The sequence below is a fragment of the Streptosporangiales bacterium genome (assembly GCA_009379955.1).
Lineage (GTDB): Bacteria > Actinomycetota > Actinomycetes > Streptosporangiales > WHST01 > WHST01.
On sequence record WHST01000157.1, the window covers coordinates 1 to 13,106 of the forward strand.

Annotated in this window: 12 protein-coding genes and 1 pseudogene; 7 read left to right on the forward strand and 6 right to left on the reverse strand. The window is 68.5% G+C overall.

Features of this window, described 5'->3' with window-relative positions:
- The 4 genes from GEV10_29390 to GEV10_29405 form a co-directional block, all read right to left on the reverse strand.
- A partial coding sequence (locus tag GEV10_29390) for a hypothetical protein (protein ID MQA82528.1) occupies positions 1-1,155 on the reverse strand: 1,155 nt, incomplete at its 3' end.
- Positions 1,156-1,180: 25 nt separating this feature from the next.
- Positions 1,181-1,927 (reverse strand): SDR family oxidoreductase, encoded by a 747-nt coding sequence (locus tag GEV10_29395; protein ID MQA82529.1) that lies wholly within the window; start codon positions 1,925-1,927, stop codon positions 1,181-1,183.
- A complete protein-coding gene (locus tag GEV10_29400; GenBank protein MQA82530.1) occupies positions 1,924-2,409 on the reverse strand; it encodes a DNA-binding protein in 486 nt (161 codons plus the stop codon). The genes GEV10_29395 and GEV10_29400 overlap by 4 nt, the downstream gene beginning before the upstream one ends.
- A gap of 33 nt (positions 2,410-2,442) precedes the next feature.
- Complete coding sequence (locus GEV10_29405) at positions 2,443-3,471, reverse strand: hypothetical protein (protein ID MQA82531.1); 1,029 nt, start codon at positions 3,469-3,471, stop codon at positions 2,443-2,445.
- Between the two features lie 45 nt (positions 3,472-3,516).
- On the opposite strand from GEV10_29405, the gene GEV10_29410 reads away from it, so the two are divergent.
- Positions 3,517-4,257 (forward strand): TetR family transcriptional regulator, encoded by a 741-nt coding sequence (locus GEV10_29410; GenBank protein ID MQA82532.1) that lies wholly within the window; start codon positions 3,517-3,519, stop codon positions 4,255-4,257.
- Positions 4,258-4,264: 7 nt separating this feature from the next.
- Here GEV10_29410 and GEV10_29415 read toward each other — a convergent pair whose 3' ends face one another.
- Complete coding sequence (locus GEV10_29415; GenBank protein ID MQA82533.1) at positions 4,265-4,489, reverse strand: ferredoxin; 225 nt, start codon at positions 4,487-4,489, stop codon at positions 4,265-4,267.
- Positions 4,486-5,727 (reverse strand): cytochrome P450, encoded by a 1,242-nt coding sequence (locus tag GEV10_29420; GenBank protein ID MQA82534.1) that lies wholly within the window; start codon positions 5,725-5,727, stop codon positions 4,486-4,488. Before GEV10_29420 ends, GEV10_29415 begins: the two co-directional genes overlap by 4 nt.
- Positions 5,728-5,940: 213 nt before the next feature.
- On the opposite strand from GEV10_29420, the gene GEV10_29425 reads away from it, so the two are divergent.
- The 6 genes and pseudogenes from GEV10_29425 (at position 5,941) to GEV10_29450 (ending at position 12,980) form a co-directional block, all read left to right on the forward strand.
- On the forward strand, positions 5,941-7,479 hold the full coding sequence (locus tag GEV10_29425; protein ID MQA82535.1) for an AMP-binding protein: 1,539 nt from the start codon (positions 5,941-5,943) through the stop codon (positions 7,477-7,479).
- Positions 7,480-7,509: 30 nt separating this feature from the next.
- Positions 7,510-8,382 (forward strand): cyclase family protein, encoded by an 873-nt coding sequence (locus GEV10_29430; protein ID MQA82536.1) that lies wholly within the window; start codon positions 7,510-7,512, stop codon positions 8,380-8,382.
- A 62-nt stretch (positions 8,383-8,444) separates the two neighbouring features.
- The gene (locus GEV10_29435) at positions 8,445-8,924 is read left to right on the forward strand and encodes a DUF2889 domain-containing protein (protein ID MQA82537.1); all 480 of its coding nucleotides are present in this window, start codon (positions 8,445-8,447) and stop codon (positions 8,922-8,924) included.
- 124 nt (positions 8,925-9,048) lie between these two features.
- Positions 9,049-10,839: a SidA/IucD/PvdA family monooxygenase gene (locus tag GEV10_29440; protein MQA82538.1), complete on the forward strand. Its 1,791-nt coding sequence runs from the start codon at positions 9,049-9,051 to the stop codon at positions 10,837-10,839.
- Positions 10,840-11,695: 856 nt separating this feature from the next.
- Positions 11,696-12,230 (forward strand): annotated as a pseudogene (locus GEV10_29445) (hypothetical protein).
- A gap of 408 nt (positions 12,231-12,638) precedes the next feature.
- Entirely contained in the window at positions 12,639-12,980 is a 342-nt protein-coding gene (locus tag GEV10_29450) for an SDR family oxidoreductase (GenBank protein ID MQA82539.1), read from the forward strand.
- Positions 12,981-13,106: the final 126 nt, after the last annotated feature.

Genomic DNA, 13,106 nt, shown 5'->3' on the forward strand with positions numbered 1-13,106 from the left:
GCAGGTGGAGAACTGAATCGCCCCGCCCTGCCCCGTCGCGACGCCGAGGCGTGCGCCAGGCACCTGGTGGTCGGCGGCGGTTCCCATGACCTGGCGGGCGCACTCCGCGAGCCGCACCAGCGCCGTGGCGCCGACCGGGTTAGCTGCCTGCGGTCCGCCGGACGGGTTGATCACGGTGTTGCCGCCCCAGGCCCCATATCCGGCGCGCACGAGATCGGGCCCGTCGGGCGCCTCACACAGCCCCAGCGGGGCATAGGCCATCGTCTCCGCGTGGGTGAACGGTGCGTGGATCTCGACAACCTGCGCGTCACGAGCGGAGGAGACGTCGGCCTGCGCGTAGGCGCGCTCGGCGGAGCGGCGCAACGTGACCATGTCGACAAGGTCGCCGACCGGGCGGCGAACCCGATCACCCATGTTGTAGGTGTCACTGGTCGACGCCCGCCCCAGCACCCGCGCCATCGGCCGTTCCCTGCCCTCGACGCGAGCCGACCGAGCGACCACGATCGCGCACACGCCCTCCGAGATCGGGCAGGCGTCGAGCTGCGACACCGGCCAGGCGATCATCCGTGACCCGAGCACCTCGTCGGCGGTGTAGGGCTTCCGGATCTGGGCAAGCGGGTTGCGCGCCGCATGCGCGAAGTTGCGCTCGGCCACCTGCGCCCACACCTCGCGCCGATAACCCCAACGCATCATCATCCGCGTCGCGCGCAACGCACCCATGGAGATCGTCGACAGGCCGGTGTCCTTCTCGTAGATCGGGTCGAAGATCGAGTTGAAGACTGCCGGCACGTCGTGCGCCTGGGCCATTCGTTCCACCGCGACGACGACCGCCACATCGCCGCGGCCGGCCTCGAGCAGGTCCATCGCCGCGTAGGCCGCGGCGATGCCGGTGGTCCCGCCCGTGTTGACGCGCATGCTCGCGCGGCCGATGGCACCGGCAGCGGGCAGGAAACGCTTGTCCGGGCAGTTCTCCCCGGCCAGCCCGTCCGGAGCGAATCCGCCGACCACAATATCGACGTCGCGCGCGCTCAGCTGCGCGTCCGCCAACGCCTCCCGGACGGTGTGGCCGACCAGCTCCGGAGTCGATCCGTAGTGGCGACGTCGGTAGGCGGTCTGACCAACGCCGACGACGGCCAGTTCATGCGCGTGGGACATCGAAAGCACACCTCACCGAGAAGGGTCAGAAGACGAATAAGCCCAGTCCGCCGTCGACGGCGAAGTCCTGTCCGGTGGTGTAGGACGCCTCGTCGTATGTCAGATGGGCCACAAGCGCGGCGATCTCCTCCGGTCGCCCCGCACGCTTCATCGCCGTGGCCTGCTCGACTCGATCCCGGACGTCCGGGCGGATCCGGTCGTAGGCCGGGGTCCGGATGATGCCCGGCAGAACGGCGTTGGCCGTGATCCCCGACCTGGCCCCTTCCAGTGCCGTCGCCCGGGTCAGCCCGAGGACGGCGGCCTTGGCCGCGGCGTAGCCGCCGTGCCCGAGGTCGCCCATCCGACCCGCGATTGAGGAGATGTTGACGACACGGCCCCAGCTGTACGCGCGCATCGCGGGCAGGCAGGCCCGAGTCCAGTAGAACGGCGCGCTGGCGCCGACCCGGAGCTCCTCGTCCCACAGCTCGTCGGGGAGGTCGGTCAGGAACGCGGACTTGTCCGTGATGCCGGCGTTGTTCACGAGCACGAGCGGGACGCCGAAGTCGCTGAGCTCCCGCACGCCGGCGTGCACCGCGCCGGGGGCGCCGACGTCGGCGACGAGAGGGTGCACCTGGCCGGCGGGTGCCGACTCGCAGAGCCGCTGCAGGGCGTCGGTGTCGACGGCGACCGCGACGGCGGGCAGACCGGTGGCGAGCAACCTGTGCGTGATCGCCATACCGAGACCACCCGCTGCGCCGGTCACTACCGCGACGGTGCCGTCCGGCCGGCTCATTCCTGCACCAGTTCGAACGCGAAGTCGCTGATCCGGCCCTCACGCACGTCGCGAAATTTGACCCGGACCCGCGGCTGGGACAGCAGCGAGGCCCCGGCCGCATCAATGTCAGAGAGGTCCACGCCGCACACGGTGTTGAGCACGGCGCTCGACGCACCGTCGAGGGTCACATAACCGACCACCAGCGGTGGCTCGGGCAGCCCGGGGAACGAGGAGGTGAGGATGGTGAACGTTTCCAGTGTTCCCTCGGTGCCCACCTCGCGCCACTCGTCGATCTCCACGAAGCAGGCGTCGCAGAACCCGCGGGCCGGGACCAGGACCCGGTCGCACTGCGGGCAGTGCGTGCCCATGATCCGGCGGTTGAGCCGCAATTCGTTGAAGAATCGGCTCGCCGCGGCGCCTGCGTAGTAGGTGTAGCCGAAGTTCCAGTGCCCCTCGATGGTGACGGGTTCTTCGATCCCGGCGGCCGGCGGCGTCGTCATGGCTCTTGCTCTCCTTCCGGTCAGCTGCTTTGTTCAAGCCTTGCCGAGGACCACGGCGGTCTGGCTCTGCGCGGCGACTACGGACGAGCCGGTGGCTAGCCCCGTACGCCCACCGCCTCCGGTCAGGCGCTCACTGGCGCGGGCGATGCGGGCAAGTCCCATGGCAGGCGCGCCGTAGCCCATCGCCGCCGCACCGGCTGGGTCGAGGCGCCGGTCGGTGGCGAGCGCCGCCATGCCGGTGCCGGGTGCCGACGCACCGACCGCCTCGAGGGCCAGGGCCTCGTCGAACAGCGTCATCCCGTCGAGTTCCAGCACATCGACATCGGCAATACCGCGCTGCGCGCCGCACAACGCCTGCCCGCTGGCCGCCCTCAACGCGGGCAGGCCAAGCAGGTCACGGTCCCCGAGCTCGAACGGTTCTGTGCTCATCCCCACTCCGAGCACCTCAACGGCCGCGGGCGTATTGCCGATGACGACGGCTGCGACGACATCGCTCCACATCGGCAGCTCAGCCGGGCGTAGCGGCCAGGCCGGCGCCGGAATCCGCCCTGGGTCGCCAGCACGCTCACCGCGCCGGGCGGCGGCCTCCTGCCGGTGCGCGGCATAACCTGGGTGCTTCGCGAGCGCCCGCGTCGCGCGCAGGCCGCTGACGCCGATCTCGGTCATCGCCAGCGGCCGGGTCGTGAACGGGTCGAACAGCGCGTGCGAGATCGCGTCGACCGGTCCTTCACTCAGTCGGCCCCACGCCGCCACCAGGCAGGTCTGCACCGACCCCGAGCGCACGCGGGCATCGGCGAGCGCAAAAGCCGTCGCACCGTCGTCGCCGACCCGCGTCTCATCCTTCAGATAAGCGGCGGCCGCCGGCGCGGTGACCATGCTGGTCAGCGACCGGCCGTCGACGAGGTCATGCGCCGCGAGCACGACCGCCTCGAGCTCGGTCGCTGACATTCCAGCGGAGCGAAGGGCGTCGCGCACGCCCACGAAGATCAGATCCTGGAGGCTGCGCGTGGGATCCGCCCAGGACAAACTCACCGACACGCCGTGCACGTACACGGGGCCCACTCCGACCTCCCTACCCGAGGAGATGTCAACAGGTGCGTTGATATCATGGTATCCGGCTGCGCACTAGACTCCGGTCACCCGGCCCAGCCGGACGAGGGTGTTGCTAGGAGGTGCCGCACGTTGTCGCAGCCGGTGGACGACCAGTCCAGCTCGATCGGACGGCGCCGTGCCATTGCCCGGCGGGAGCGCAATGCCACCTGGCTGGAGCGGCGCGACCAGCTCCTAGCCGCGGCGGCGGAGGCATTCCAGGCCAAGGGCTTCCAGGCGGTGAGCATGAGCGACATCGCTGCCCGCCTCGGCAGCGACCGCGCCAGCGTCTATTACTACTTTGCAAGCAAGCAGGAGATCTTCCTCGCGCTCGTCGAGCAGGCCGTCCGCGCCAATGTCGAGTTGATCGAGGCGGTGGCCGCCACCGACGAGCCTGCGACGGCCCGTCTGCGCCGGGCCATCGAGGCCCTCGCCGAGTCCTACGAGCGCCACTATCCCTACCTGCACCTCTACGTTCAGGAGGACATGCGCCAGCTGTCGGAGTCTCCGGACGAGACGCACCTGCGCGAGCTCGGCGACCGCTACGACGAAGCCATCATGACGATCGCCCGCGACGGCGTCGAGTCTGGTGAGTTCCGGCCCGAGGTCGATGCGCACATGCTGCGTTTCGCCGTGCTCGGTGCGCTCAACTGGACTCACCGGTGGTACACGCCGGGCGGTCGGCTCAGCGGCGCCGAGATCGGCAGGGCATTCAGCGATATCATCCTCAATGGAGCGGCCGCCTGCGCCTCCTCCTGAACCGACCTCATTCGGACGCGCTCGACTCCTTTAGCAGTGAGATCGCCGCCATCGGGCAGGCATCGGCGGCCGCCTCGAGATCTGAGGGGGTCCATCGCCCGCTGGGCCGGAAGACCGACTGACCTGTCTCGTCGAGCTCGAACCCCTCGCGCGCCATCTGCAGGCACATGGTGACCCCGGTACAGAGGTCGTGGTCCACGTAGGCCCTCGTCACGGGCCCGTCCTCGCTCATGACTCGTGGAACGTGATGTGGAGCTGGGTCAGGCTGCGCGAAACCACGGTCGGCACGTAGTGCAGCTCCTCGTCGTGGATGGTGTAGCGCGGAAAGGCCTGGGAGAGGCCGCGAAACGCTTCTTCGGCCTCGAGCTGCGCCAGCGGCGCACCGAGGCAGGTGTGGATCCCCTGCCCGAAGGTCGTGTGCTTGTTCGGCCACCGGCCGATGTCCAGCCGACCCGGATCGGTGAAGGCCGCGGGATCGTGGTTCGCGGCATGCTGCACCAGCAGGACCCGGTCCCCTCGCTCGATTCGCTGCCCGCCGAGCTCCAGCGGCTCGGTCGCCCAGCGCGCCATCGCACGGATGGGCCCGTCGTAGCGCAGCACCTCATCGGCCGCGCTGCGCGCCAGCGAGGGATCGTCGCGCAACCGAATCCACTGGTCGGGGAACCGGTCGAAGGCCACCATGCCGTTGGCGAGCAGGTTCATCGTCGTCTCGTGGCCGGCGAACACCATCAGGATCGCGTTGGCGATGACCTCGTCGTCGGACAGGACGTCACCGCTGTCGACGACCTGCACCAGGCCGGTCAGCAGGTCGTCCTGCGGGTGGTGTCGGCGCTGCGCGACGACCGGGCGGAGGAACTCGACGAGGTTGTCCATGGCCTCGTCGCCCTTGCGCATCCGGTCGGTGTCGTTACCTCGAACGAAGATCACCGCGCCGAGGTCCTCCGACCACGCGCGCACCGACTCCCGGCCCTCGGGTGGCACGCCCAGGTACTCGGCGATGACGACGACCGGCAGCGTGAAGGCAAATCGCGTGAGGAAGTCCACCTCGCGCTCCCCGCGTACCGACTCGACGAGGCCATCGACCAGCTCGCGGACCCGCGGGCGCAGCGTCTCCACGCTGCGCGGGGTGAAGGCCTTGTTGACCAGCGAACGCATCCGTGTGTGGTATGGCTGGTCCTTCCACACGAAGAACTTCGACAGGAACGCGAACAGCTGCTGGTATTGCGACGTCGCGGCACTGAGTTCCTCGCCGAACGGTCCCGCGAAGCGGTCAGACGACAGCTGCGCATGGTTGCGGAAGCCCGCGACCACCTCCTGGTAGCCACTGATCACCCAGCCGTTCCAGCGCCGGTTCCAACGTACCGGTCCGGCATCCCGCAACCGCGCGTAGAACGCGAACGGGTTGTCGATCGCCTCCCGCGACAACAGGTCGTCCAGATCCGTGCCGCTGGGCAGGACCGTCTCACTCATCTGCCGCCTCCGTGAGTCGTTCTCGCCCGAGAGCCGCTGCAGACGAACCGAGGCGCGGCTGTCCGGGGCGGGCACGTTCGAGCCTAGATCCGCCTCCGCCGAGTGTCAACGAGGGTGTTGACACTCGGGCTACCGTGCAGTTTGATGTAGCTCAGCTCACAGGTGCGCGCTCGGCCCGTGCCGCGCGTGACGACAACACGAGGAGGTGGCGTCGTGCTCGACGTCCGGAGCGCCCTGCGTCGCTCGGCGCAGTTCCACGAAGACTTGCCTGCGGTCGTGAGCGGTGACCGGCAGCTGACATTCGGCGAGGCGTGGCGGCGCGGGCTGCGGCTGGCCAACGCGCTGACCGCCGCCGGTCTGCAACCCGGTGACCGGGTCGCCGTGCTGGAGGACAACAGCATCGAGGCCGCGGATTTCTACCTCGGGTCGGTGGCGGCCAACCTCACCCGAGTGCCGCTGTACCGGCGCAACGCCGCCGAGGCGCACCTGCACATGCTCCAGGGCACCCAGTGCAAGGCCGTGGTCGTCTCCGAGGAGTACGCGTCCGAGCTCGAGCCGGTGGCCGACCAGCTCGACGGGCTGCAGGTCATCGTCCGCGACGTCGGCTACGAGGACTGGCTGGCCTCGTTCCCGGACACCGACCCCGATCCGGCGATCGACCTCGACGACGTGTTCATCGTCCGCCACTCCGCCGGGACCGTGGGCAAGGCCAAGGGCATCGCCTACACCCACCGGGCCTGGATGAACACCACCCGCGACTGGTTCTACATGCTCCCGCCAGTCGAGCTGGGCGACAAGTGCCTGCACGTCGGGCCGATCAGCCATGGTTCCGGGTACCTGTTCTTGCCCGTCTGGCTCGCCGGCGGCTGCAACATCCTCGACCGCAAGTTCGACGCCGGTGATTTCATCGCGCGCATCCAGCGCGACGAGATCAGCTGGTTCTTCGCGGTCCCCACGATGATCGCCGACATCGTCGAGTCGGTCGGCGGCAAGCCGCAGACCCTGCCCTCGCTCAAGGCCGTGATGATCTCCGCGGCACCGATCGCGGCCAAGACCGCGCTGGCCGCCCACGCCGTCTTCGGCGACACGCTGTTTCAAATGTACGGGCAGACCGAGGCCGTGCCAGTGTCGTTCATGGGGCCCAAGGAATGGTTCTCCGGCGGTCCGGACTCCCCCACCATCCGCGCGGCCGGCCGCGTGATGCCCTTTGCCGAGCTCGACATCCGCGACCCGGACAATAAACCGCTGCCGACCGGCGAGGAGGGCGAGATCGCGATCCGCTGCGACGGTCAGATGACCGGGATCTGGGGCGACCCCGAACTCAGCGAGCGGCGACTGCGCGACGGCTGGGTACTGACCGGTGACATCGGGCGGCTCGACGCACGCGGCTACCTCTACGTCGTAGACCGTGTGGATGACATGATTGTCTCCGGCGGATTCAACATCTGGCCGGCCGAACTCGAGCAGGCGATCCAGACGCTGCCCGGCGTGCGCGAGGTCGTCGCGTTCGGAGTGCCCAACGACAAATGGGGGGAAACCCCCCTCGCGGTCGTCGTCACCGAACCCGGCGCCGACCTCGACGAAGACACCATCGTCGCCACCTGCTCGCGCCTGCTCGGCTCGTACAAGAAACCGACATCGGTCGAGCTACGTGACCAGCCACTACCCCGCAGCCCCGTCGGGAAGATCCAGCGCAAGGTGCTACGCAAGCCCTACTGGGCCGGTGAGGAACGCCGCGTCAAAGGATCCTGACAGTCCAGCCTGCGTCGTCGTGGAGGGGCCGTGAGTTACCAGTTCGAACCCGGCGACGAGCGCGGCGCCCTCAACCTCGTCGATGCCGACGCGGTACGGCGGGGTCTGGCGAGTGTGACTCAGGCCGGCGTCATCTCGCTGGCCCAGCCGATCCGCGCGGGCGCGGTCCCGATCGCCGGCATGCGCACCCAGCCAGTGCACTACATGACACGTGACGGCGGGGACTACGCAGCCGGCCTGCCCGAACGCCCCGGCTTCGGATTCGCCGACGACGGCATCATGCTCGCCTGCCACGGCGCAACCCACCTCGACGCCCTGGCACACGTATGGCAGGACGGCCTGATGTACGGGGGTTTCAGCGCCAACGAGGTCACCAGCCGCGGCGCGAAGCGGTGCGGCATCGACAAAGCTGCGCCGTTCGTCTGCCGTGGTTTGCTCGTCGACGCAGTGCCCGAGGGCGCCCCCGGTCTGCAGCCCGGCACCTCGATCGGCGTCGCCACGCTGCGGACCGCTCTCGCCGGTCACGACCCCCGCCCCGGCGACGCCCTTCTCGTCCGGACCGGATGGCCCCAGCTATGGCGCGCCGACCCATCGATCGGCACTGAATCCTGGCCCGGCCTCGATGGCGACTGCGTGGAGTGGATCCTCGAGTCCGGGTTCGCGCTCGTCGGCGCGGACACAATCGGTGTCGAGGTGTCCCCGTCAACGGATCCGGAGTGTGCATCCCCGCTGCACATCGCCCTGATCCGCGACAACGGCGTCTACTTCCTCGAACTGCTCGAGCTCGAGGCGCTAGCCACCGCGCTGGCCGCCGCCGGCAGGCGAGAGTTCCTGCTCGTCGTCGCCCCTTTGCCGATCCATCAGGCGGTCGGCAGCCCGGTCACGCCCGTGGCGGTGGTGTAGGTGATCGACCGCAGCCCCGCCGAGAGAAGGCACTCGACGTCATCCCGCTCTCCGACACCGAGATGCGGGTCGTCGCCACGCTGCGCGACACCAGTGTCGCCGTCGACGACCCCACAGACGTCGAGCTCATCCACGACCTCCGGCTCGAGGCGACGATCACCGTGCCCGACCTGGTGATCCGAGAGGTCTCAGGACATGCCGAACACCAGCCCTACGACCAGTGCGCCCTGACCATCGCCCCCGCTGGCGGGCCTGCGCGGGCTCAGCCTCAAGCGCGGGTACCGACGTCAGGTGATGGAACGGCTCGGCGGGCCCCGGGGCTGCAGCCATTTCCTGACACTGGCCCTCGAGCTCTCCGCCGCCAACGTCCTCTCGATCTACCTGCGGATGCGGGCGCAAGTCCCGAACACCCCGGAGAACCGGGCAAACGGCACCTGGGCGCGCGCGGGCCTGCAGGTCGAGCCCGGGCTGATGAACGCCTGCCTCGCGCTCGCCGCCGACTCACCGGTGCAACGCCTCGTCCTCGGCGACGAGCCGACTGACGACGAGTGACCTGTCAACACATCTGTTGACAGCCGTCGCCACGACGGCTTCAATGGTCATCGGCACTGGAACAGGTGGGGCTGCGCCGACGGCGTCGCTGGCCACAAAAGAAGGAGTTCGGCGATGACCGCGGTGCGCATGCCCGCTCACGCGATCGACGAGGTGTTCTCCGCGTGGCTGCGCGAGTTCGGGTCCGCCATGGAGGACGCCGACCCGGCGCGCATCGCAGATTGCGTCGTCGATGACGGCTACTGGCGCGACATCCTGTCGTTCACGTGGGCATACCGGACATTCAGTGGGCGCGCAGAGATCGAGTCGGCGCTGAAGGCGACGCTGCCCGAGGTGGCGCCGCGAGGGTTTCGCTCGGCGGCGGGTCGCATCGAACCACGACTTGTCAAGCGATCGGGCGAGCGGGTAGTCGAGGCGTTCTTCGATTTCGACACCACAGTCGGCCGCGGCACCGGGTTCGTGCGGCTGCTCCTCGACGAGGCGAATCCTCTCCGGCCGCGGGCCCGGCTGCTGCTGACGACGCTGCAGGAGTTGCACGGGTTCGAGGAACACGTCGGCGACCGGCGCCCGACAGGGGTCGAGCACTCGGAGAACTTCGCCGGGGACAACTGGCTCGACGCGCGCGCCAACGAACAGGAGTTCGCTGACCGGGAGCCCGAGGTGCTCGTCGTCGGGGGCGCTCAAGCAGGTCTGACCCTCGCGGCGCGACTGCGCCAGTTCGGCGTAGATGCGCTGGTGGTGGAGAAGAACCCGAGGATCGGCGACAACTGGCGCAACCGCTACCACTCACTGACGCTGCACAACGAGGTATGGGCCAACCACCTGCCCTACCTCCCCTTCCCGCCCACCTGGCCGACCTTCCTGCCGAAGGACAAGCTTGCCGGCTGGCTGGAGGCCTACGCCGAGTTCATGGAACTCAACGTGTGGACCGGCACCGAATTCATCAGCGCTGACTACGACGCAGATGCGCGCCGGTGGACGGCACGCCTCACCAGGGCCGACGGGACCGAGCGCGTGCTCCGCATCCCCCACCTCGTGCTGGCCACCGGCAGCGTCAGTGGCGTCCCGAACCTGCCGGCACTGCCCGGCCTCGACAAGTTCGACGGAGAGGTCCTGCACTCAAGTCAGTTCACCAGTGCGACCAAATACCAGGGGCAGCGCGCCATCGTCGTCGGTACGGGCAACAGCGGCCACGACGTGGCACAAGAGCTCTACAGCAACGGCGCCGCCCAGGTCACCATGATCCAGCGCCACCCGACCTGCGTGGTCAGCCTCGTCCCCAGCGGCACGCTCGTCTACGCGCTCTACTCCGAAGGCCCACCGGTCGACGACATCGACTTGATCACCGCGGCCATCCCTTACCCCGTCCTCCGCGACACCTACCAACACCTCACCAAGCGCACGCGCGACTACGACCAAGACCTGCTGGATCGGCTGCACGCTGTCGGCTTCGAGAGCGACTTCGAACCCGACGACACGGGCTTTCACATGAGATACCTGCGCCGGGGCGGCGGCTACTACATCAACGTTGGCTGCTCCGAGCTGATCGCCGACCGCAAGATCGGCCTCGTCCATGCCCGAGACATGAACACGTTCACCGGCAACGGCCTCCTCCTGGCCGACGGCACAACGGTCGAAGCCGACCTGGTCGTCCTCGCCACCGGCTACGAGAACCAGCAGGAAACAATACGTCGGATGCTCGGCGCGGATGTCGCCGAGAAGGTCGGCCCCGTCTGGGGTTTCGACGAAAACGGGTTCATGCGCAATATGTGGACGCGGACCCGCCAAGATGGCTTCTGGCTCATGGGCGGCGCCCTAAACGAAAGCCGCCTCTACTCCCGGTTCCTGGCCCTGCAGATCAAAGCCGAGCTCGAAGGACTGCTCCCCATCAAGCCCACGCTCTGACGGTGTCCAGCCTGAGGATACGACTGCCTCCGATGTCGTCTACCGAGCGTTACACGCCGACATCCATAACACGGTCAGCACGCTCGCTGCTTGACAGAGGAGCTAGGGACACTCCCCTTGTAGGACCTCGGAGCCCGGGAGCGCACGCCTGGTCCCGGCCTCCGGAGGTGGGAGCACAGGTTCGAGCCCTGCTGGGGACGCCCGTCACTCTCGAGCCGGTGCACGGTTCCGGATCGGTTGCCTGCCGACGCGGTACGCGACGTAGGTCACGCGCGGTAACACGTGCGGTTGTTGCGGCGACATTCCGGTCAGCGGTACGCGGATAGACCTCGGCTCAGTCGCTAGTTCGCCCTCTTTTTACCTTGAGGACTACCATGGACTGGCTGTATTGGCTCGCCGTCACCGCGGCGCTGCTCGTGTTCGTGTACAACCGGCGGCTGAAGCAGGCCCGCAGCTTCGCGGAGCAGGCCGAGCGGGAGGGCATGCACACCTCTGCCGCGTACTGGCGCTCGGAAACCCAATGGCTGCCCGCGCGACAGGGCCAGGACCAGACGGCGAGGGTGAGCGCGTGGCGCACCGTGCGGATCGTCGCGACGTGTGCTGCTGCGACGCTCGCTACGTGGGTCGTGTTCGGGCTGGCGGTCGGTCCGCCACCGGAGGCGCCGACGGACACGGTGGCTGCGAAGCCGACGAAGAGCCCGCGGCTCCCACGACGTGGACGACACAGTCGGCAACCACGGCCACGCAGCCACCGAAGCCGCACAAGCCCGCAACTCCTGGTCACGCCAAATGGGACGGTCATCAACGTGCTCGACGGTGACACCGTCGACGTCGCTTTCGACGCTGGCGGCACGACCTGGGTTCGTGTGTTGGGCATCGACTCACGGGAGCTGTTCGGCGGGGAGCAGTGCTGGGGCCGCGAAGCCTCAGGATTCGTGAGCGAACCCTCGCGGGGAAGCGAATCCGGCTTGACTCGGACCCGACGCAAAACGACCGGGACGCTTACGATCGAGCGTTGCGCTACGTAGTGCTCCTCGACGCCCGCACATACTCGGTTCTCGCCGTGGAGGCCGGTACGGCCCGGTCGTACGTGTATGACACGCCAGTGCTGCTGCACCCCGAGATCGTGGCGGCGGAGCAGCGCGCCGAGGTCGCCGCCGCCGGGCTGTGGGGCGCGACTTGCTACGGCAAGATCGACGATCTGGTTGCCGAGCCGGACCCAGCACCCGCGCCGGACTCAGCACCCGCGCCCGGCGCCGCCTACGATGGGGACTCCGGCAGTGTCGCCTACTACGAGAACTGCAGCGCCGCGCGCGCCGCCGGCGCCGACCCGGGATGCTGACTACTCGTCAAAGTTGGACCGTGACGGCGATGGTGTCGCCTGCGAATAGCGACACCGGCGTCAGCCGTGAGGGACCCTGGTATCGGGGCGACGCCCGCATGGACCACTTCCGAGGGGGTAGCCGGTCGCTCGCAAGCATCGAACAGGTTTGTGCGACATCCCGTGAGTTCCGCGGTTCCTCGTCGGGAACGTAAGGGGCCGTGACCACCAGGACCAGGGCGTTCACGCGGATCTTGGCATCGGACCCCGCTGTGATCGTTCTTCAGGATCTCTGCGTGCTCACCGCGAGCATGGCCGAGCTGACCCGGGCCGAGATCATCGACGCGATCGTCGGCAAGCAGCTCGAATCGATGGGGGTCGCTGACCTGGCAGAAACGGCACGTGGCGCGCGTCGGCCAGCCACTCCTGGAGGCCCGCAATCTCCGCTCCGCAGGCCTGTCGCGCGGTGGTTCCGCACATGCTCGCCGCCGACAACGGTGGGTCCATCGTCATCACGTCCTCCATCGCCGGGCTCAAGGGTGTGGCGGGGTGTACGCACTACACGGCGGCCAAGCACGGCATCGTCGGGCTGATGCGCACCCTGGCCCGTGAGCTGGCGCCGCGCAGCATCCGGGTCAACACCATCCACCCGACCGGTGTGGACAGCCCGATGTCCAACAACGACTTCTTCGGCACCTGGCTCGAACAACACCAGGAACTCGGCGATGCGATGCGCGGCAACATGATGCCGGTGGACGCGATGGCGATGGAAGACGTCTCAGCCGTCATCGCCTGGCTGGTCTCGGGGGACTGTCAGTGATCTTGTGGGCGGGGCGGTGATCCGACAGGCTGGGGCATCGTGCCCGGGCGGAAAGGATCATGATGGCGGAGACGGTTGAGCCGGCGGGTTCTCAGTCGCTGGATGGTGTCGATATTCAGGGGTTGA

Bases quoted from the DNA above. Each gene is read 5' to 3' on its own strand.
- GEV10_29395 (MQA82529.1), bottom strand. From the start codon at position 1,927: ATGAGCCGGCCGGACGGCACCGTCGCGGTAGTGACCGGCGCAGCGGGT.
- GEV10_29400 (MQA82530.1), bottom strand. From the start codon at position 2,409: ATGACGACGCCGCCGGCCGCCGGGATCGAAGAACCCGTCACCATCGAG.
- GEV10_29410 (MQA82532.1), top strand. From the start codon at position 3,517: ATGGTATCCGGCTGCGCACTAGACTCCGGTCACCCGGCCCAGCCGGAC.
- GEV10_29415 (MQA82533.1), bottom strand. From the start codon at position 4,489: ATGAGCGAGGACGGGCCCGTGACGAGGGCCTACGTGGACCACGACCTC.
- GEV10_29420 (MQA82534.1), bottom strand. From the start codon at position 5,727: ATGAGTGAGACGGTCCTGCCCAGCGGCACGGATCTGGACGACCTGTTG.
- GEV10_29435 (MQA82537.1), top strand. From the start codon at position 8,445: ATGCGGGTCGTCGCCACGCTGCGCGACACCAGTGTCGCCGTCGACGAC.
- GEV10_29440 (MQA82538.1), top strand. From the start codon at position 9,049: ATGACCGCGGTGCGCATGCCCGCTCACGCGATCGACGAGGTGTTCTCC.
- GEV10_29450 (MQA82539.1), top strand. From the start codon at position 12,639: ATGCTCGCCGCCGACAACGGTGGGTCCATCGTCATCACGTCCTCCATC.